The sequence below is a fragment of the Pseudomonas sp. B7(2017) genome, from assembly GCF_002112745.1.
Taxonomy (GTDB): Bacteria; Pseudomonadota; Gammaproteobacteria; order Pseudomonadales; family Pseudomonadaceae; genus Aquipseudomonas; species Aquipseudomonas ekonensis.
On record NZ_NEIP01000003.1, the window covers coordinates 399,789 to 420,707 of the forward strand.

General features: G+C 69.7%; 9 protein-coding genes. 4 read left to right on the forward strand and 5 right to left on the reverse strand.

The window, feature by feature from the left end; all coding sequences use genetic code 11:
- The first annotated feature begins 270 nt into the window (after positions 1-270).
- The 3 genes from CAG29_RS08260 to CAG29_RS08270 all read left to right on the forward strand — a co-directional run bounded on the left by CAG29_RS08260 (position 271) and on the right by CAG29_RS08270 (position 2,979).
- On the forward strand, positions 271-765 hold the full coding sequence (locus tag CAG29_RS08260) for a PaaI family thioesterase (protein WP_085582274.1): 495 nt from the start codon (positions 271-273) through the stop codon (positions 763-765).
- 204 nt (positions 766-969) lie between these two features.
- Complete coding sequence (locus CAG29_RS08265) at positions 970-2,271, forward strand: OmpP1/FadL family transporter (protein ID WP_085694202.1); 1,302 nt, start codon at positions 970-972, stop codon at positions 2,269-2,271.
- Between the two features lie 45 nt (positions 2,272-2,316).
- On the forward strand, positions 2,317-2,979 hold the full coding sequence (locus CAG29_RS08270) for a glutathione S-transferase family protein (protein WP_085694204.1): 663 nt from the start codon (positions 2,317-2,319) through the stop codon (positions 2,977-2,979).
- Positions 2,980-2,985: 6 nt separating this feature from the next.
- Here CAG29_RS08270 and CAG29_RS08275 read toward each other — a convergent pair whose 3' ends face one another.
- From CAG29_RS08275 to CAG29_RS08290, 4 genes are read right to left on the reverse strand one after another with little or no spacing between them, the layout of a single operon-like run.
- Complete coding sequence (locus CAG29_RS08275) at positions 2,986-4,104, reverse strand: agmatine/peptidylarginine deiminase (protein WP_085694206.1); 1,119 nt, start codon at positions 4,102-4,104, stop codon at positions 2,986-2,988.
- Positions 4,105-4,127: 23 nt separating this feature from the next.
- Positions 4,128-5,231, reverse strand: a complete 1,104-nt coding sequence (locus CAG29_RS08280) for an extracellular solute-binding protein (RefSeq protein ID WP_085582266.1) — start codon at positions 5,229-5,231, stop codon at positions 4,128-4,130.
- Between the two features lies 1 nt (position 5,232).
- Positions 5,233-6,141 carry an N-carbamoylputrescine amidase gene (aguB, locus tag CAG29_RS08285; RefSeq protein WP_085582264.1) on the reverse strand — a complete coding sequence of 303 codons (909 nt, stop codon included), beginning with the start codon at positions 6,139-6,141 and terminating at the stop codon, positions 5,233-5,235.
- Between the two features lie 3 nt (positions 6,142-6,144).
- Complete coding sequence (locus CAG29_RS08290) at positions 6,145-7,197, reverse strand: agmatine/peptidylarginine deiminase (protein ID WP_085694208.1); 1,053 nt, start codon at positions 7,195-7,197, stop codon at positions 6,145-6,147.
- Positions 7,198-7,335: 138 nt separating this feature from the next.
- Between CAG29_RS08290 and CAG29_RS08295 the strand changes: the two genes are divergently transcribed.
- Entirely contained in the window at positions 7,336-8,211 is an 876-nt protein-coding gene (locus tag CAG29_RS08295) for a LysR substrate-binding domain-containing protein (protein WP_085694210.1), read from the forward strand.
- A 48-nt stretch (positions 8,212-8,259) separates the two neighbouring features.
- Here the strand turns inward: CAG29_RS08295 and CAG29_RS08300 are convergent, their stop codons facing one another.
- Positions 8,260-20,760 (reverse strand): filamentous hemagglutinin family protein, encoded by a 12,501-nt coding sequence (locus CAG29_RS08300; RefSeq protein ID WP_085694212.1) that lies wholly within the window; start codon positions 20,758-20,760, stop codon positions 8,260-8,262.
- Positions 20,761-20,919 lie beyond the last annotated feature (159 nt).

Below are 20,919 nucleotides of genomic sequence, written 5' to 3' on the forward strand. Positions count from 1 at the left end.
GGATGCGCAAACCGGTTTGCGCGCAGTGTGCCCCGGGATCGATGACAGCCTGATGACGCGGGCAGGCTGCCGGTCGGGCAACGTCTGTCATGACGCTGTCATTTTCAGGCCGCCATACTGAACCCACACCTCGCGTGCTCTTCACTTCGCTGCCGACCTGGCGGCTTTTTTTTGCCTGCCGTCGCAGCCTGTGCGACGGCGGATCTTCCTTGTGCGCGGATCAGGGTTAGAATCGCCCGGTTCGACACTCACGTTAAGGAAGATCGAGGCATGTCCACCCCCGGCATTTCCCTGCAAGACACCGCGGCACCGGAAGGCGTCTGCTACGGCTGCGGCGGCCGCAACCCCCACGGGCTGCACGTCAAGAGTTTCTGGCACGAAGACGGCGTGCACGTCATGGCCGAGCACCTGCCCGAGGCCAAGTACTGCGGCTGGCCGGAACTGGTGTACGGCGGGCTGCTCGCGATGCTGGTGGACTGCCACTCCAACTGGACGGCCATGGCCTACCATTACCGCAACGAGCGGCGCGACCCCGGCAGCCTGCCGCGCATCGATTGCGTCACCGGCAACCTGGGCCTCAAGTTCATCAAGCCGACGCCGATGGGCGTGCCGCTGACGCTCAAGGCCCGGGTGGAAGGCGACGTCGGGCGCAAGACCCGTGTCATCTGCGAGGTCTACGCCGGCGACACCCTGACCGCCGTCGGCGATTCGGTGTTCGTGCGGGTGGACACCGGTCAGCTCGCCGACGCTGCCCACGGCCGCTGAGCCCGCCGCGCCGGCCTGCGCATGCGCCGATTCCTTCGTTCACCGGGTGAGGAAACCCATACAGATCGCAGCGTAGTCCAGGCACCGGGGTTGTCAGACGGGCACGCCGCCGACGGCGCGGCTCGACAACCCGGCCGCAGGGTCTACCTTTACCTGACCGTTTGAACGCCACCGATGGCGCACCGGCGCCACGAGGAACGATGCATGCATGGAACCCGAGTGTGCGGTGCTCCGGCGTCCTGCCTCTATGCCCTGCCCTGGCTGTTCGGCCTCCTGGCCACGGACGCCGTCGCCGGCGGCATCCTGATCTACGAAGCCGGCCAGGAAGGCAACGGCCTGGCCAACGCCGGGGCCGCCGCGCTGGCCAGCGACCCGAGCGTGCTGATGAGCAACCCCGCCGGGATCACTGAGCTTGCCGGCACCCAGATCAGCGCCAACGCCCAGGTGATACTCGGCGACCTGTCCTTCTCCCGCGACAGCCGCAACGGCTTCGACGGCAACGAAGGCGGCAATGCGCTGCAATGGCTGCCGGGCGCGAGCTTCTTCGTCAGCCACCAGCTCGACGACCGCTCGGCCATCGGCTTCGGCATGTACGGCAACTTCGGCCTGGCCCTGGACTACGACGATGACTGGGCCGGGCGCTATTTCACCCAGGAAGCGGCGGTGATCGGCGTGTCGTTCCAGCCCACCGTCGCCCACCGTTTCACCGACCGGCTCTCAGTGGGCATCGGCCCGCGCATCGTGTACGGCTACTACCGCACCGAAATGGCCATCGACAACAACCTGCTCGGCCTGGCGGACCGGCCCGACGGCCAACTGGAATACAAGGACACCGACGTCGGCACGGGGGTCAACCTGGGCCTGCTCTACACGCTCGACGAGCGCACCCGGATCGGCCTGGCCTACACCAGCAAGGTGCGGCTGGAGTTCAAGGACAAGCCCCATGTGCGCAACGTCAGCAACCCGATCATCAACGCTGCCCTGCGCCGCCTGGACGTGGACGACCTGGAACTGGACATGAACGTGCCGCAGACCGTGCTGCTGAGCGTGGCCCATGACCTGACCCCGCAATGGAAACTGCTGGGCAGCCTCGGCTGGCAGGACTGGAGCGACTTCGGCAACATCGGCGTGGAGGTCGACAGCGACGCCGGCGGCGTCGACCGCACCGTGGACAGGCACTACAAGGACACCTGGCACGCCTCCGTCGGCGCGCAGTACCAGGCCACCCGCCAATGGCGCTGGAACATGGGCCTGGGCTACGACAGCTCGGCCGTGGACGACAAGGACCGCACCGTCGACAACCCGATGGGCGACACTTGGCGGCTGGCGACCGGGGTGAACTATCAGGTCGACGAAGGCCTGGACGTGCACCTGGCCTACACCCTGGTCTGGCTCGGCGACATGGACGACGAACAGACCAAGCGGCGTTCCGGCACGACCCTGTCCGGCACCTTCAAGGACAGTGCCCTGCACATCATCGGCGGCGGCGCGACCTGGCGGTTCTGAGCCGCCGTACGGCAAGACCGGCGCGTTGCCCCAAGGAGTCCGACCATGCCCCTGACCCTCTACTACCACCCGTTGTCGTCGTACTGCCACAAGGTGCTGATCGCGCTCTACGAGTACGGCACCGCGTTCGAAAGGCGCATCATCGACCTGTCCGATCCGGCGGACCGGGCCGAGCTGCAGGCGCTGTGGCCGCTGACCAAGTTCCCGGTGATCCGCGACCACGACCGCCAGCGTGACGTGCCGGAGTCGAGCGTGATCATCGAGTACCTGGATCACGTTCACCGCACAGGGCCGCGCCTGATTCCCGACGGCAGGGAGGCGGCCCTTGAGGTGCGCCTGTGGGACCGCTTCTTTGATCAGTACGTGCAGACGCCCGTGCAGCAGATCGTCGGCGACCGCATACAGAACCGCAACGGCGACCTGAGCGCCCAGCGCAGCCTGCTGAACACGGCATACGGCATGCTCGAACGGCAACTGGCGCCCGGCGCCTGGGTCGCCGGCCCGGACTTCAGCCTGGCCGATTGCGCCGCCGCGCCGGCGCTGTTCTATGCCAGCACGCTGGTGGCGTTCCCTGCGCAGCACCGCCGGCTCGGCGACTACTTCGAGCGGCTGGTGCAGCGCCCCTCCGTGCGCCAGGTGCTGGAAGAAGCCAAACCATGGTTCGACTTCTATCCGTTCGCCGAGGCGATACCCCCGCGCTTTCGCTGACGCGGATCAGGCCGGCTGGTGACTGGTCACGCAGTGGATGCCGCCGCCCCCGGCGGCGATGGCGTCGATGTTGAGCTGCACCACCTCGCGCTCCGGATACAGCTGCCTGAGCAGGTCCAGGGCCTTCTTGTCGGCCGCCTTGTCGCCGAACTCCGGGGCGATGACCGCGCCGTTGATCACGAAATAGTTGATGTAACCGGCGGCGAAGTCCGGGTTGCCCTTATTGAACTTGCTGCTGCGCGGGTTGAGCGGCGGCGACATGGTGTGGATCTGCAGCGGCCGGCCGTCGGCATCGGTGGCCTTCTTGAGGATCTCCAGGTGCGCCAGGGTGACCTTGTGGTCGTACGACTGCGGGTCAGTGTCGAGGTTGGCGATCACCACGCCGGGCTTGACGAAGCGCGCATAGAAATCGACGTGGGCATCGGTGATGTCCTTGCCCTTGATGCCCGGCAGCCAGATGATCTTGCGCAGCCCCAGACGCGCCTTCAGTTCCGCCTCGACCTCGGCGCGGCTCCAGCCGGGGTTGCGGTTGGCGTTGACCCAGCAGCTCTCCGTCATGATCGCGGTGCCGTGGCCGTCCACCTCGATACCGCCGCCCTCGCCCACCAGTTCGCTGCGGATGTAGGTCGCCTGGGCCTCGTCGGCGACCCGCCGGGCGATCTTCGCGTCCTTGGCGTGCTGCTGCTTGTTGCCCCAGCCGCTGAAATTGAAGTCCACGGCGCCCAGTCCGTTCTTGTCGTCGACGACGAAGTTGGCGCTGATGTCGCGCATCCAGATGTCGTCCAGGGCCGCCGTCACGTAGGTGACGTTGGAGGTGCCGCAGAACTCCTCGGCCAGGCTGCGTTCGCCCGGGCGGCAATAGACCGTCAGCGGTTCGTAGCGGGCGATGGTGCGGGCGATGCGGCCGAGGGCCTCTTGCACGTCCTCGGTGAAGTCTTCCCAGATCGCGTCCTGGGCGCCGAAGGCGATGAAGGCCCGTTCGTGCCGCTCGCCTTCGTCGGGCATGAACCAGCGGCCGTCGGCGGCGGCCAGCACAACGGAGGACGGCAGGCCGAGACCGGCCAAGGCGACGCCGGCACCGGCGACGACGGAAACCTGTTTGATGAACTCGCGACGAGTCGGCATGGGGCTGTTCCTGATGAATGGAGTTACGGAGCGGTGGCGGTCTTGAATTTGGTCCAGGTACGCATGCGGGCGCGCATGTCGGCCTGGGGGATGTCCTTGCCCGGGATCAGACGGGCGTAGGTCGCGTCGTCGAGGTAGATGTCCGGGTTGTTGCGCATCGCCGCGTCCACACTGGGCCGAGCCTTGGCGTTGGAAGTCGGGTAGCCGGTGAAATTGCTGATGGCGGCCATGTTCTCCGGACGCATCACGAAATTGATGAACGCGTAGGCGTACTCCGGGTGCTTGGCGTCCACCGGGATGGCCATGGTGTCCATCCACACCGTGGTGCCTTCGCGGGGCACGCGGTACTGGAAGGTGTTGGCCTTGCCGGCGGTGTCGGCGGTGCGCTGGGCCTGGGTCATGTCGCCGCTGTAGCCCAGCGACAGGCACAGGTTGCCGTTGACCAGGTCGGTCACCGGCTGCGACTGGAACTTGCGGATGTGCGGCCGCAGCTTGAGCAACAGGTCGCTGGCCGCCGCCAGGTCTTCGCGCTTGGCGCTGCGCGGATCGCGGCCCAGGTAGTTGAGCACCACCGCCAGCACCTCGTCGGGCGAGTCGATCATCGAGATCCCGCAGTCGGCGAACTTGCCGGCCAGCTCCGGCTTGAACAGCATGTCCAGGCTGTTGACCGGCGCATCGGGCATGCGCTGCCGGATCTGCTGTTCGTTGTAGGTCAGGCCGATGGTGCCCCAGGTGTAGGGCACGGTGGCCTTGTTCGAGTGCTCGTAGCGGCTGCGCAGTTTCTGCAGGCCCGGCTCGACGTCCCCCATCGCGGTGATTTTCGACGGATCCAGCGGCAGCAGGCTGCCGGCGCGCATCAGGCGCTCGGCCACGGTGTCGCCGGGGAAGATCAGGTCGTAGCCGCTGCCGCCGGCCAGCATCTTGGCCTCCAGGGTTTCGCTGCCGTCCATCACATCGTAGATCACCTTGATCCCGGTCTCGGCGGTGAACCGGCTCAGGGTGTCTTCGGCGAAATAGTCGGCCCAGTTGTACAGGCGCAGGGTCTTGTCTTCGGCGTGGGCCGCCGGCAGCGCGCAGGCCAACGTCAGGCACAGCGCGGCGGGCAACCATTGGGTGAGTGCAGGCATATCAGACTCCTTGAGGATTCCAGCGTGCGTGAAGGTGACGGCCGTCCTGGCTGAGCAACGCGCCGTACATCTCCGGACGGCGGTCGCGGTAGATCCCCCAGCTCAAGCGCTCTTCGCGCATGGCCGCAAGGTCCAGCGTCTGCACCAGCACGCCGGTGCTGTCGCGGTCGGCCTCGGCCAGCAGCTTGCCCTTGTGGTCGCTGATGAACGACGAGCCGTAAAAGCTCATTTGCAGGTCCGCATCGGTGGTCGCGGTTTCCCGGCCCACCCGGTTGGAGGCCACCACCGGCAGCAGGTTGGCGGCGGCGTGGCCGCGCATGGTCATCTGCCAGTGGTCGCGCGAATCCAGGTCCGCGCAGCCGGGCTCCGAGCCGATGGCGGTCGGGAACAGCAGCACCTCGGCCCCCATCAGAGCCAGGCTGCGGGCGGTCTCCGGGAACCACTGGTCCCAGCAGATGCCCACGCCGAGGCGGCCGAACGCGGTGTCCCAGACCCGGAAACCGGTGTCGCCGGGGCTGAAGTATTCCTTCTCCTGATAGCCGATGGCGTTGGGGATGTGGGTCTTGCGGTACACGCCCAGCAGGCGCCCGTCGGCATCGGCCACGCTCAGGGAATTGAAGTACGCGTTGCCGGCCTTCTCGTACCAGCTCAGCGGCAGCACCACGCCCAGCTCCCGGGCCAGGGCGGCGAACCGCGCAAGGACGCGGCTGTCGCGGTACTCCTCGGCCAGCGCCATATGCTCATGGCGCTGTTCGATGCAGAAGTACGGCGTGGCGAACAGCTCCTGCAGCAGGATGACCTGCGCCCCCTGGGCCGCCGCCTCGCGCACCAGGCGTTCGGCGCGGTCAAGGTTGGCGGCGAGGTCCCAGCTGCACGGCATTTGCGTGGCGGCGATCGTCAGCGTCGTCATGGCTCAACCCTCCAGCGGCCAGGCCGGCTGCTGCTGGGTGATGCAGTGCACCCCGCCGCCGCCGTGGGCCAGACGGTTGATGCGCACCGGCACCACTTCGCGGCCGGGGAACGCCCGGGCCAGGGTCTGCGCCGCCACATCGTCGGCCGCGATGCCGTAGGCCGGCATGATCACCGCGCCGTTGGCGAGGTAGAAGTTGGTGTACGAAGCGCAGAACACTTCGGCCTCGGGATCCACGGCTTCGCTGGCTTCGAACAGTTCGATCAGCTCGAACTTGCGGCCCTTCGCGTCGGTGGCCAGCTCCAGCGCACGGCGGTTCTCCCGCGCCACTTCGGCGTAGACCGAGCTGTGGTCATGGGTCGCGTCCACCAGCAGAACGCCAGGCCGGGCGAAGGCGCACACGCCATCCACGTGGCCGTCGGTCATGTCGCCGGTCACGTAGTCCGGATCCCCCGGCAGCCAGATGGTTTTGGTCACGCCCAGCAGACGGGCGAAGATCTCTTCCATCTCGGCCTTGCTCACGCCGGGGTTGCGGTTGGGGTTGAGCAGCACCGATTCGGTGGTGATCAACGTGCCCTCGCCGTCCACATGGATCGCGCCGCCCTCGTTGCTCAGCGGCGTGCCGAAGCACTCGCCGCCCAGATGGTTGAGCACGCGCCGGGCCAGGCTTTCGTCCAGGTCGTGGGCCGACTTGCCGCCCCAGGCGTTGAACCGCCAGCTCACCCCGGCCAACCCGTGCTGCGGGTGGCAGACGAAGCTCGGGCCGGAGTCGCGGCACCAGCTGTCGTTGACCGCCAGCGGGATCAGTTCGATGTTCGGCCCGCACAGGGCCTGGGCGCTGGCGACTGCGGAAGGATCGACCAGCATCTTCACCGGCTCGAAGCGGGCGATGGCGTTGGCCACCCCAGCGAAATCCTCCTGCACCTGGGCCAGCGTCACGCGCCAGCCCGACTCCCACAGCGCCTGGTTGTGCGGCCAGACCATCCACGTCGCCGCGTGGGGCACCCACTCCGCCGGCATCGTCCAACCGCTGTTGTTGTGTTTGTTCAGTTGCATGGTAAAAAGCCCTTTGTGTTAAGCCATTGTGTTCAGTGAAAAACAGCCTTGGCGGTGATGGCGTGAATGCTAATGGCGCCTTCAAGGGCAAACAAACGATGGATTTAGCGGACAACTGATTAGAGGAACTTATCGATCATGCTCAAACACTGGCCACCGCTCAGCGCTCTGCGTGGCTTCGAAGCGGCCGCCCGGCTGGGCAGTTTCCACAAGGCGGCCGACGAGCTGAGCCTCACCCAGTCGGCCATCAGCCAGCAGATCCGCAGCCTGGAGGCGTACCTGGAGCAGCCACTGTTCTTCCGCGCCGGGCGCAGCGTCAGCCTGACCGACGCCGGCCACGACCTGCTCAGCACCACCCAGGCGATGCTCCAGCAACTGGCGATGGGCATCCGCCGTCTGGGGCAGTACCAGAAGCCCAACCAACTGGTGCTCAACACCACGCCGGCCTTCGCCCGGCACTGGCTGCTGCCGCGCCTGGGGGATTTCCGCCGGCGCCATCCGCAGGTGGACCTGTGGATCTTCAGCACCGACGAAGTGCCGGACATGACCACCCAGACCATCGACCTGGCGGTGCGCGACGACATCAGCGCCCAGGCCGAGTGCGGCTTCCGGGTGCTGCACGCCGACCGCCTGTTCCCGGCCTGCCACCCGAGCCTTTTGGACGTGCCGCCGGCGCAGCGCACCACCCTGCACGGCGAGCGGGAGATGGACTGGAGCCACTGGGCGGTGGAGTCCGGCATCGACGTCGGCCAGCAGGCCCAGGGGCTGAACTTTTCCGATCCCGGCCTGCTGCTGGACGCCGCGTGCGGCGGCCTCGGCATCGCCCTGGTCAGCCGTCTGCTCAGCCGCCAGGCCCAGGCCAACGGGCTGTTGCAGCCCTTGGTGGAGGACACCATCCGCGGACCGAACTGGGCCCTGCTCACCCACCGCGACAGCGAAAGCTATCCCCTGGCCCGCAGCTTCACCGAATGGCTGCTGGCGCAACTGGCCGAACCCGAGCCTGCGCCGGCGTAAAAAAAAGGGCGGCCAAACGGCCGCCCGAAGCGTGTTGCCACGAGAGTCCTAGAGCGTCAGCTGGCGCTGCTCTTCTTCGGTCAATTGCTGCCGGGCGTGGTCGTCGAGCACTCCGGCGCCCAGCACCTGCACCGGGCTGTCCGGGTTGTAGCCCGGCGCCGGCGCCCGGCTGGCGCCTTCCCGGGTCGGCGCCAATTGCTCGGAGCCGAAGCCCAGCACCTGCACGGTGAACACCGACGCCTGGTTCTGCCGCGCCGCGGCCTGCTGCTGGCGCGCCACGTCTTCGGCCGCCTGGGTCGCCGACGAGGCCGCCGAACTGGCCGAGGTGATCGCCCCGGTGTTGACCGACGCCACCACCGGCACGCCGCTGGCCTTGCCCTGCACCGCGATGTTGGCGGCGTTGACCACGGTCAGGGCGGCGATGTTGACGTTGCCCGACACCCGGATCCCCGCCTCGCCGGCATCGATGGTGCCCAGCGGCGCGATCAGGTCGATGTCCCCCGGCGCCACCTCGGCGATGGGGTTGAGGGTTGCGATCCCTGCGCCTGTGCTCGGCACCGACGGCGACAGGCTGACGTTGCCCCACGTGTCGTAGACCCGCTTGGGCGGCGTGTAGACCACGGTGGTCTTCGAGCCCCGGCCGGCGTTGATGTCGCCTTCGGCCGACCAGCCGACGATGGAGCCGCCGAAGGTGGTCATGATCCGGCTCTGGCCGAGCAGGATGCTGCCTTTGGCGTAGAGCTGGATGTCGCCCTGGCCCTGGGTGACGATGCCGGCGGTGGACGGCGGCGCCGCGCCTTCGATGCCGAACACCTGGCCGCCGCCCGGCGTGAGCATCTGGATGCCGCCGCCGAACAGGGTCTTGACCCCGGCGCCGCCGAACAAGGTGATGTCGCCGTCGTAGCGGATCGGGTTGCCGGCCACGTCGGTGCTCGGGAACAGCGCCGCGATGGCGTTGCGGCCGCGCAGGTAACTGCCCTTGCGCGGGCCGTCGGCGTCGTTGTACTCACGTCCCCCCGCCCGCAGTTCGGCGAAGTACACCTGGCGGGCGAAGATCGACTGCTCGGCCGCCGGCAACGCCGCGAAGAAGGCCAGGGCCTGGGCTTCGCCGCCGCTGAAGCCGTAGTGCAGGCTGAGCCAGCTGTTCAGTTCGCCCAGGTACGTCTTGGCCACCTTGCCCGGCTGCGCGCTGAGCGGCACGTTCGGGTCGGCCAGGTTCTGCCGGTCCAGGTAGCGGGCGACGAACCGCGCGTAGTCCGGCCCCTGCGCCCCGGCCCCGGCCTGCAGCACCACGCTGGCGCCCGGACGGTTGTCGCCGACCGCCACCGGCCCGAGGCTGGTGATCGCGGCGCGGTCTTCCATCAGGATGTTGCGCCCGGCGTTGACCTCCAGGGTGCCTGGGCCGGCGATGTCGAAGCTGCTGTAGAGAATGTCGCGCCCGGCCGAGACCCGCGACACGTCCCGCGCATCGCCGTGGATGAACAGGTTGCCGGTGGACGTGATGCTTTCGGTGCCGCGTCCCAGGCCATCGCTCGGCACGGCGGTCGGCTGGCCGAGGTTGGTGCCGGACGCCACGATGTCGCGGCCCGCCAGCATCCACACCGGCCCCGCCGCCTCATACCAGGTGCGCCTGGACAGGTCGAAGCTCAGGGTCTCGCCGCTGCGCACGCCCACAAGATCCCCGGTCAGCGCATAGAAGCGCGCCGGGGCCTGCACCGCGCCGGTAGCCGCATAGGTGTCGGCGCCGAATGCGAACAGCGGGTAACGCACGTTCTTGTTCGCGGCCACGCCGTCGCTGCCCCGGTTGGTCATCACCGGCGTGGCGCTGACGTTGTCGCCGAAGCCGTTGAACGCCGGGGCGAACGGCGTGGCGACGGACGACAGGCTGGCGCCGGAGCGGTTGATCGCATAACCGCCGGCGTAGATCGAATCCCCCGCCAACAGCTCCAGTTGCCCGGCGTTCGAAGGCGCCAGCAGCAGCGAATAGCCCTTGAGCGGATACACCCCGCCCACCGCACCGTAGGCCGCCGAGGGACCTGCGTAGATCGAGCCCTGCCCGGCCACCGCCCGCAGAACCGACGGATACACGAAGCGCCCGTCGGTCGGCGAGCTGTTGCTGCCCTCCACCGGCAGCGACGAGCTGGCGACGATCTCCGCCATTTGCGTGCTCGGCGTCAGGTTGCCGCCGGCCGAGAACAGGTCGATGGCGGTGTGGTCGGTCCACAGCGAGAACCCGCTCAGGCCGCCGCCGGCGTGCACGGTGCCGTCCGCCGTGGTGAACGGCGTGGAGTTCTGCAGGCGCACCCGGCCCGGATCGGCCGCACCGCCGAGCACCAGGTCGCCGCGGGTGTTGATGCGCATGCCGGAGTCGCCGGGGACCAGTACCAGGCCGCCGGACGCGCTGCCCAGGGTCGAGGTGAACAGATCGAACGGACGGGTCTCGCGCGGATCCTGCTGGAACGGCGCGGAACCGTACTGCAGGTTGATCCCGCCCACCGCGCCGCCGCTCAGTTGCGCGGCGCCGCGCAGGTTGATCAGCGCGCCCTGCAGGTCATGCTGCGGGGCGGCGGTGCCGCTCTGCCCTGCCCGTGCGGCGAGCGACGGGTTGAGCGCGCCGCCGATGCGGATGTCCATGTCGCCGCCGCCGGTCAGTTGCAGGCGGCCGTCGCTGCCCACCCGCCCGGTGCTGCCCACCGCCACCACCAGCCCTTGCCCGCGCGGGTACAGGTTGGTGTTGCCGCTGCCGCCCAACGCCTTGAGCTGGCCGCCGTCGGCGCCGGCGCGCAGGCTGATGTTGCCGCCGCCCAGGGTGCCGAAACCGGTGAAGCCGACCAGATAGGCGCCGGTATCGACGCTCTGGTCCGGCAGCGGCTGGGTCGCATAGCTGCCGAAGTTGATCCACCACGCGGTCGGCACGTCCGCGTTGCCGGTGCCCTGGCGCCACAGCCAGTTGCCGACGGCTACGCTCGGCACCTGCTCGCGGGTGTCCATGTTCTGCGAATAGCCGCGACGGCCGAGCACATCACCGGACACCGAGCCGCCGGCATTGACCGTCAGGTTGCCGCCCAGCTGCGGATACCAGGCCTGGTACAGGCTGTCGCGGCCGCCGTCGACCCACTTCTCGTTGTCGGCATCGGCGCTGCCCAGCACCGAGCCGTTGTCCGACAGGCGCCCGCGCGGCTGGTTGAAGCGCGGATCGACGTCGGCCGACTGGGTGCCGGCGGTGTACACGCCGAACGGCGACGCCATGCTCAGGTCGCCGGCCGCCAGCACGTCCAGATCGCCGGTGCCGGTGCGCAGCACGCTGAACATCTGGGTGCGGGTCTTCACGGTGACGCCCGGCTTGTTTTCCACGCACAGTTCCGGGAACGAACCGCACCAGGCCAGCACGTCGTCGTCGGTCATCGGCGCGTTGTCCGGCATGCCCATCCAGTTGCCCGGCGCCCAGCGCCAGCGCGGCGCCGGCACGCAGGAGTTGGGTGCCCAGTCGCACCAGTCCTTGAGGTCGTCCGGCACCGGATCCCCCGGCGTGAAACCGCCCAGGTTGCCCTCGCCCCATACCAGCGTCGGCGGCTTCTCGGTGATTTTCATCCCGTAATGGATGTCGGCCAGGCGCAGGTGGCCGTCGCTGGCCACCGGCTTGACCGCGCGGGTGTCGGCGGCGTCCAGGTCGGCGCCGGCCACCACTCGCATCGACCACGACGCGCTGCCCGACGGCAGCAGGCTGGCCACCGCCCAGTTGCGGCCCTGGGCGGTGCCGCTCAACGGCCGCAGTTCGATGAACGTCGTGCCTTCGGCCAGCGCCACGTCGGTCATGGACGGGATCAGCGAGCCGCGCAGCAATGCCAGCGAGCCGCTCAGGCGCACGCCCTTGACGGTCTGCGCATCGCCTTCGACGCTGCCCGGCAGCGGCACGCCCTTGGGCCAGGTCAGGCCCCGCAGCGCCGTGTTGCCGTTGAGGCGGATGCCGGCGCCCAGACGGGTGCCGGCCGGCACGGTCACGCTGTCGCCCAGCAAGGTGCCGGCGGCGTACAGCAGATTGCCCGAGCCGTCGTGCACGGCGCCGGCCAGCACCGTGCCGGCGGCGAAGGTGTAAGGCGCCGCCAGGGTGCCCTGGGTGGGCAAAAGCGTGCCGGCGGCCAGGGTCGCGGCCTGCAGCGGCACGTCGTAGTTGAGGGTGGCGCCCGCCGGGAACAGCGTGCCTTCGGCCAGGGTCACGCCGCTGCCGGGCACGATCAGGTCGCCGCCGAACGGCTGGATGCCCGGCAGCAGTTTCCAGCCGGCGTCGTCCACGGTTTCCGGCGGCGGCGCAAAGCCGTCGTTGAGGCTGCCGTACACATCGAGGTTGCCGCCGGCGCGGATCGCCAGGCTGCCCGCCTCGCCGGAGCCGTACACCGAGGTCTTCTGCGTGTGCGGATTGAGGCTGGCGTAGCGGTAGCCCGACAGATCGATGTCGCCCTGCACCACCAGATCGCCGTCGGCGGTCTTGCTGGCGATCTCGACGCCTGGGCGCAGGTGCAACGCGTCGCTGTAGGCGCTGCTGCGCAGGCCCGCGAGCTTGCGTTGCAGCAGGTCGCCGTTGGCCAGCGCAGCATCGATGAACGCGCTGCTGTCGACGTGGATCCGGTTCAGGTAGGCCTGATCGATCACCTGGTAAGGACGGCCGCTGGCCGCCGGATCGCTGCCGTCGGCGGCATCGGTGTAGCGCCGCACGGCGTTGAGCCCGATGGAGCGCGCGCCCTGGATGTCCAGCGCCCCGCTGGCGTCGATGGCGATGTCGTCGGCGCCCAGGCGCGGCGCGTACAGCTCCAGGGTGCCGCGCAACCGGCCGTCATGCTGGCCCGGCAAGGTGCCGGCCACGGCGTCGGTGCCGTGGCGCAGATCGATCCGCGCCCCCGAAGCCAGGGTCAGCAGACCGTCGCCGGCGTTGAGTTCGACCGTCGCCCGGTTCGGCGCGTCGATGATCTGCCCGTAGCTGTCGACCCGCAGCACCCGGCCATGGGCATCGAGCACCCCGTTGCCGGCCAGGGTCAGGCCCTGCTTGGCGGCCAGGCGGATGCTGCCGACCCGCTCGCCGCTGGCGTCGATCAGCCCGGCGACCGTCAGGCTGCCGTTGTCCACCGACACGCTCACCTCGCCGGCCTTGAGCCCGTCGCCGATCAAAAGGTTGCCCTGCTTGAGCTGGAAGCTGCGGCTGCCGAACACCTGCCCGGCGTTCAGGCGCCCGTTGAGCGCGGCGAACTGCTCGTTGAGGTCACCGCCCAGGCGCTGGGCGCGGATGTCCACCCCGCCCGCCTTGTACGGCACCCACGTGCCGCCGGCATCGTAGCGCCCGCTGGCGGCGCCGAGGATCTGCCCCTGCAGATCGACCATGCCTGCGTCCGAACCCAGGGCCACCGCGCTGAGGGTGCCGGCCTGGTTGTTCTGCGCCGACAGGTCGATGCGCGAGCCGGTCGCCTGGCGGATCGAACCGTTGGCGCTGTGCAGCACCACGTCGCCGCCCCAGCTGTATTTGTTCACGTCGTTGAACGGCAGCGTGCGCCCGGCCACGTCCAGCAATGCGCCGGCCGCCAGGGTCAGATCCCGTTCGGCCTTGACCGTCAGCTTACCGCTGGCCAGGGCGATGCGGCTGTCGAGCACCACGTCGCGGGCGTCCAGGGTCAGCTCCGCGCCCAGCGCATCGGCGCGCGCCGAGCCACCGCCGCCGCTGAGGGTGAGGCGTTCGCCGGCCCTGAGCCGGTTGACCGACGCCGCCTCGCCGGTCAGCAGCGGCGTGCTCAGGTTCAGGTTGCCGCCGCTGTAGGCGTAGCCCTTGACCGGGTCGTAGGCGCCCTGGGCCTGGTACACCGACAGGCTGCCCTTGTGGTTGGCGGTGATGCGCTCGCTGGCGCTCAGGTTGACGTTGGCGAACCCCAGCGCCAAGCGGTCGTTCTGCGCCAGGCCATTGGGCTGGGCATAGGCGCCGTAGCCGAACTCGATGCGCTGCGCCTGGATGTCCAGGGTGCCGCGGCCGGTGCCCGCGCCGCCGGCGACCACCGCGCCGGGGGCCTGGGTCGCGCCGTTCCAGATCAGGTTGGCGGTGCGCAGGGTCGCGACATCGCCCGCCTCGCCCAGGCCGTAGACCGCCGGGGTGGACAGCATGAAGTTCTTGAGTTTGCTCTGGCCGGTCACGGGGTCGAGCGTGTCGAGGGTGACGCTGCCGTAGAAGTTGAACGCGTCGCGGGTGGTCAGGTTCAGGGTTTCCAGGGCCGGCGCGCCGAATTGCGTGTCGCCGCGCAGCAGGCGGTCGAGCACCTGCTGGTTGAGGGTCAGGCCGGTGGGCACCTTGGCGCCGGCCTGCGCGAGCGCCTCGGCGCTGCCGGCGTTCACCGCGCCCACCGCCAGCGACAGTTGGCGGGTGCCGAAGCGCACCGAATCGCCCAGCTCGAACTGCTTGTCGGTGGCGGCGGTGATGCTGCCCTGGGAATACAGCAGCGCCGGTTCGGCACAAGCCGCCGTGGCGCAGGTGCCGATGCGGATGCTGCCGGAGGACGTGATGCCGTTGCCCGCTGCCGGCGCCAGCACGTTGTTCCAGCCGTTGGACACCACCAGCAGGCTCGCGGCCCCCGGCTGGTAAACGTAACCGCTGGCGGAGTCGTAGGGCACGCCGCCCCGGCTGAGGGTGTTGATGCCGGCCCCCGCTTCCACGGTGATGGCGCCGCTGCCCGCGTTGCTCCACAGCATGACTTCCGGCGCCGACAGCATCGCGCCTTCGCGCAGGGTGACGCTGCGGGTGTTGCCCTTGAAATCGACGATGTTGCCCGCCGTGACGTAGTCCACCGTGGGCGTCGCGCCGATGGCCAGGCGACCGGCGCCGAGCCGGTTGAGGGTGTCGGCGTACAGCGAGACCCCGGTGAAGCCCTCGCTGCGCGAGTGCCCGGCGCCGAGGATCTCGATGTCCGCCAGGCTGCTGCCGCGCACCACCGCCGAACCGGCCACGCCGCCCGCCGCCGCGCCGGACAGCACCTGGCCGTTGAAGTCCAGGGCGATGTCGTGGCGCCCGCCGTTGGTGAGGAACAGGTTGAGCGACTTGGCGTCCGCCGGGGTCAGCGCCCGTGGCACGCCGCGCCGGCCGGCGTCGCTGCGGATGAACGCGGCGAGCCCGGTTTCGTTGTACTGCGAATAGCGGCGCACCACGTCCGCCGAGGTCAGGATCACCTGGCTGGCCACGCTGTCGCGCAGCCCGGTGTTGGCCACCGACAGCAGGCCCGACGCCGTCCACGACCCGTTGCGCATCGCCAGCGCACCGCCGGCCGCCGTCGTGGCCTGGCCGTTGACCTCGACCCGGAACGCGCCGGGCAACAGGGCGAAGGTCGAGGGCAGCAAGGTGTACGTGCCCGCCGTCAGGCCCGGCACGCCGGCGCCGATCGTGATCTGCTGGCCGATCCGCGGATCCGACGCGCCCGCCTCCGCGAGCATCGGCGCGTAGGTGCTCTGGTTGCCCGGCACGATCGCGTACACCGGGTTGGCCGCCAGCCCCGGCAGGCTGAACGTGCCGTCGGCGGCGTTGCGCACCAGCGGGTTGAACCGCGCATCGGTGGAGCCGCCGCGCCCGGACACGAAACCGGCGCCGCGCAGGTCGCCGCCGCCGGACAGGTCGATCTGCGCGCCGTTCTGCACATCGACGTACTGCGAGCGCAGCGTCACCCCGGCCGTGTCGCCGCTGATGCCGTTGAGCACCACCGGTTTGCCGTTGTAGCGGTAGTCGATCCCGTCGGTGGTGCCGCCGTACGGCATCACCAGCCCGGCGCCGCTGACCGACGTCACGCTGCCGGGCAACAGGCGCACTTCGCGGGTCTGGGTCAGCAGGTCGTCGCCCAGGGTGATCATCCCCAACGGCGCCCGCAAGACACCGCCCTGCTCGATGTACCCGGCGAACAGGTTCAGTTGGCCGAACACCGAGTAAGGCAAGGCCTGGGGCGCCGCGCCTGCTGCGCCAATGCTCAGCGTGCGGCCGGGGCCTGCGTCTGCGCCGGCACGCGTGAAGCCGACACGCACGTCGGCGGTGACGCCACTGGCCGGGTAGATCTGCGCCGCACGGAGATCCAGATCCCCCGGCGTCCACAGTTGGGTCTTGGCCTTGCTGTCGGTCGGCGCGAGGAAACGCAGGTCGCCGCGGCTCTCCAGCGAGACCCGGTCGAAGCCCCGGCGCTCGGAGGACACCGCCGGGGCGCCGTGCTGCAGGATCGAACCGCTGGCACCGAACGACAGGCTGTTGGCCACGTCCAGCAGGTCCGCGCTGGCCCGCAGCTGCGCCGCCGACAGCGACACCGGCAATTGCGAGGACGCGGTGTTCTGGATCAGCGGCCGGATGACGCCGACGTTGGTGAAGTACTGGCCGATGCCGGACAGGCGCAGGTACGGCGCCGCCAGGCTGACCTGCGCGGTGTCCTTGCCTTGCTCGCTCAGCGACAGCACACCGGCATACAGGCTCAGGCGCTGGCCCATGCGCAGGTCGACATCGCCGTCGAAGGACAGAAAGCCGTTGCTCATCAGGCTCAGGCTGTCGAAGCCGCCCGCCATCAGACGGTCGGCGCTCAGCCGCGCCTGGCCGTAGCTCAACGGCGCCGAAGCGTCCGTCGGCTGTGCGGTCTGGCCGATGACCATTTCCCGGGGCTTGCGCACTTCGTTGCCGGCGCTGTCCTGGTACAGCGGCGAGTCCAGCACCACCTCCAACTGACCGCCCGCCGCCCCGACGCCGCCGGCCGCCGCGTGCAGGCGCCCCTCCAGGGACAGGCCGTTGTAAGAACTGAACGCGATGCGCCCGCCGTCGCTGGCGACCCGGGTCGGCCCCTGCCCGGCGATGTCCAGCGTCGCTTCGGTGCCGGACGCCTCCAGCCGCGCGCCCTCGCGCACGATCACAAAGGCGTCGGCGGAGGTGGCCGTGGCCTTCTTCGCGTCGATCTCGCCGCCGACGATGATGCTGCCGCCGCGCCCGACCTGCCCGTACACCCGGCCGAGGGCGTCCACCGCCGTATCGGCCCGGCCCGCCACGTCGAGCACAGCGTGTTCGCCGATGAGGATCGAACGCTGGTGCGCTTTCGGGTCGGCGGTCTGGTCGGAGGTCGCAGGGTCGATGGCCGCAAACTGCTGCTGACGAATATCGAGGGTGCCGCCCCAGGCGTTGAGCTCGCCGTCGACGGTGATCTGACCCGGCCCGCGCAGGCTGATGCGCTGGCCCGGGTCGACGCTGATCCGTGACCCCTGCCCCAGCAGCAACGGGCTGTTGGCCGGATCGATCAGGTTGCGCAGGCTGGCCCCGGCCTGCAACGACAGGCTGGCCCCGGCGCGCTGGGTCAGGCGGCCCTGGGTCGGGCTTTCCTGGAACAGGGTCGGCGTCCACACCTGCATCGCCGTGTCCGGGTCGACGCCGCTGGGGCGGTCGGCCGCCGCATCGGCGAACCGGTACACCGGCATCGTCACGTCGAGGGTCGTGCCGTCGGCCACGGTCAACCCGTTCAGGCCGATCAGGCTGTAGGCGGAGAAACCTTTGCCGAACAGCGCCGGGGTCAGGTGCAGGGTGTCGGCTGCCGGCGTTTCAGCGCTCTGACCGACCGTGATCCTGCCGGCCTGCACCGTCAGGCTGCCGCCGCCGGTGACGCCGTAGCCGCGCACGTCGCCGTCGAAAATCAGCCGGGAATCGCCGGGGGCGGAAATGGCGCTGGACTCCAGCGTCACGTCGCCGCCCTTGCCGCCCCGGGTCTTGCCGTTGGCCAGCACCGCGCCGCCAGACGACACGTCCAGCAGGCTGCCGGCGGCGACCCGGATGTCGCCGCTGCTGCGGATCGACACCGAACCGCCGTTGAGGTACGCCAGGCTGGCGGAGTCGTCGGGGTCGCTGCGCAGGTTGCTCCACAGCCCACGGGTGTCCAGGCGCACATTCTGGGCGATGTCCACCACGGTCGGCTGGCCGGCCGGGGCATTGATCCGGGTGTCCGCACGCTTGTCGGTGTTGAGCTGGTTGAGCACGTTGCCCAAGTGCAGGCTGCCGCCCCGGGCGGTGAGGTCGGCGCCGACGTGCACCTGCGGCCCGTACAGGGTGATGTCGCCGCCGGCGTCGACGCTCAGCGCACGGTTGACGTCGATCCGCTCCTTGGCCGCGACCTTCAGCGCACCCAGCCGCCAGCCGTTGAGGGTGTCGGCGTCCAGCGTCAGCGAACCGCTGCGTGCGGCCGGCACGCTGCCGGCGAGATCCGCCGGGGCATCGGTGCCGTCGGCCTTGCCGACCGTCACCCGGTCCATCAATGGATTGAGGCCGTACAGCAGGCCGCCGGCCGCCGCCACGTAGGCCGGGTCGTAGCTGCCGACGATCAGTTGCGCGCGCCGGGCCAGTGCGGTCTGGCTCTGCTCGTAGCCGTCCAGCGCCGCGCGCGGGGCCTGGGTCTGGCGCTCGCCCTGGAAGGTTTCGCCCAGCAGTCGGCCGCCCAGCACCGCGCTGCGGGTGCCGATCACCAGTTGTCCGGCGTCGCGGCCGACGGTGTAGCCCGACTCGAAACGCTGGGTCGGTGCGATCAGCGGGTTGTAGTAGACGCTGGTCTGGCCCCAGCGCTCGCTGCGGTCTTCGTAGCCCTTGTACAGCCCGGTGTAGAGCAGGTCTCCCGGCGCCCGCGAGACCTCGTACAGGCGCCCGTCCGCGCCGCGCAGCCAGCTCTGGCGGATCTCGCCGCTCTGCACGTCGAGGGTGCCGCCGGACAGGTTGATCAGCGAGCCCCGCTCGGTGACCACGTCGTTGCCGGCGAAGCTCACGGTGCCGCCCTGGGCCATCCATTCGCCGATGCCGTGGCCGCGGGTGCCGAGGTAGCCGCCGACCTCCAGCAAGCCGCCGGCGGTGTACCAGCGGTCGGTGGCGTAGCCGTTGGTGCCGGCCGGCACGTACACCAGCTCACGCACGTCGACCCAGACGTCGTTGCTGTTGAGCGCGCCTTTTTCGCGGTTGACCGAGGCATCGCGCTGCTCGTTGCCCTGGACGTTGATCTTGATGCTGTTGGACGCCATCGCCACCTTCACGCCGACGGCCCCGGACACGTCGATCAGCGCACCGTCGCGCACCACGCTGCGGCCCTGGGCCGTCACCGCGACCTGCCCACCGGTGGCGAGGGTGACCGAACCGTTCTGGAACTCGACGCTGCCGCCGCTCTGGATGTCGATGCGCGACTGGTCGCTGCGGATCCGGTTGTTGGCGTTGACCCCGGTCAGCGCGGCCTGGTGCTGGCTGTCCAGGGCGGTGAGGTCGCTGCCGTCGAGCAGGATCGCCGTGGCGCTGCCCTGGCCGAGGGTGACGCTGCCGGCGGCGTCGGCCGCCGGGTTGAGCAAGTGGATCGTGCCCCGGGTGGCCACCGAGGTACTGGCCACCGCCACGCCGTTCTGGACCACCTCGTGGCCGGTCAGGGTGATGTCGCCGGTGGCCGCCTGGATCAGGCCGTTGTTGCTGACCTTGCCCGCGCTGGCGCCGGCCTTGAAGCCCGGGGTGACTTCGTTGCCGAACGTGGTGGAGAACACGTTGCCTTCGGTGCCTGCGCCCTTGCGGATGTAGAAGCGGTCGCCGGCGCCGAGCACGGTCTGGCCCTTGGCGGTGGCGATGCGGCCGTCGTTCTGCACTTCGTTGCCGAGCAGCAGCACGTAGCCGCCGGCAGCGGTGGACGTGGCCGGCGCGTGGGTCTCCAGGGACGCGCCCCGCTCCACCAGCACCTTGCCGGCGGCGTCGGTGAAGGTCGCCTGACTGCCGCTGCTGTCGACGTACAGGCCACGGTCGCGGAACTGGCTGTCGCTGATCGTTGCGGCGGCGGCCACCAGGTTGCGCACGTTGACCTGGCTTGAGCCGCTGAACACCACGCCGTTGCGGTTGATCAGCATCACCGTGCCGTCGCCCTTGATCGCGCCCTGGATCTGGCTCGGCCGCGCCGCCGGGTCGTTGATGCGGTTGAGCACCGCCCAGTCCGCCTGCTGGGCGAACTCCACCGTGGTGTTGCGGCCGACGTTGAAGGTTTCCCAATTGAGGATCGCCTTGTCGGCGGTCTGCTCGATCTTCACCGTGGTCTTGCCGTCGGCCTGGGACTGCTGCGGGCCTTTGGCGTTCTGCCAACCTTGGGCCAGGCTGTTGTCGACCTTCAGCCCGCCTTCGCCGAGCCCGTCCGGCACCCATTGCACCGACCCCAGCGCCGCCGCGCGGCCGGCGGCCTGGACGGCCTGCTGCGCGGCGATGGCGGCGACGGTGTTGTTGAGGGTCTGCAGCGAGCGCTGCAACTGCTGGTTGGCCCGCTGCTGCTGGGCCAGCGGCGGCGTCATGCCCGGCAACCCGCCGACGCTGCCCCGTACGGCGGCGTTCTGCTGCGCGGCGCCCTTGGCCGCGAACCAGCCGGAGCTGAACGCGGTCGCCGCTTCGGCGCTGCCCGCCACCAGGCACAGCGCGACGGCGTGCGCCAACGGCTTGAGCAGCCACAGGGTCGGCTGCGCAGCGGCGTGCGGGAGGGACGGGGCAACGTTACGGCGACGGGACGGGCGAGCGGGCATCACTGCGAAATCCTTTTTTTGTCTGGCGCATTTGTCTGGCACAAGAGACCGCAGGTCACACGCCCCTGCCGTTACCACCTAGGCGGTTGGCGGACGCCGCGACCGAACGGATGTCACACAAACTTCATGAACGAGGAGTAGGCCGGCCAAAAAAAACGG

Excerpts from the sequence above, each read along its gene's own strand:
- CAG29_RS08280 (WP_085582266.1), bottom strand. The coding sequence starts at position 5,231 with ATGCCTGCACTCACCCAATGGTTGCCCGCCGCGCTGTGCCTGACGTTG.
- CAG29_RS08275 (WP_085694206.1), bottom strand. The coding sequence starts at position 4,104 with ATGCCGACTCGTCGCGAGTTCATCAAACAGGTTTCCGTCGTCGCCGGT.
- CAG29_RS08265 (WP_085694202.1), top strand. The coding sequence starts at position 970 with ATGCATGGAACCCGAGTGTGCGGTGCTCCGGCGTCCTGCCTCTATGCC.
- CAG29_RS08300 (WP_085694212.1), bottom strand. The coding sequence starts at position 20,760 with ATGCCCGCTCGCCCGTCCCGTCGCCGTAACGTTGCCCCGTCCCTCCCG.
- CAG29_RS08290 (WP_085694208.1), bottom strand. The coding sequence starts at position 7,197 with ATGCAACTGAACAAACACAACAACAGCGGTTGGACGATGCCGGCGGAG.
- aguB (WP_085582264.1), bottom strand. The coding sequence starts at position 6,141 with ATGACGACGCTGACGATCGCCGCCACGCAAATGCCGTGCAGCTGGGAC.
- CAG29_RS08260 (WP_085582274.1), top strand. The coding sequence starts at position 271 with ATGTCCACCCCCGGCATTTCCCTGCAAGACACCGCGGCACCGGAAGGC.
- CAG29_RS08295 (WP_085694210.1), top strand. The coding sequence starts at position 7,336 with ATGCTCAAACACTGGCCACCGCTCAGCGCTCTGCGTGGCTTCGAAGCG.
- CAG29_RS08270 (WP_085694204.1), top strand. The coding sequence starts at position 2,317 with ATGCCCCTGACCCTCTACTACCACCCGTTGTCGTCGTACTGCCACAAG.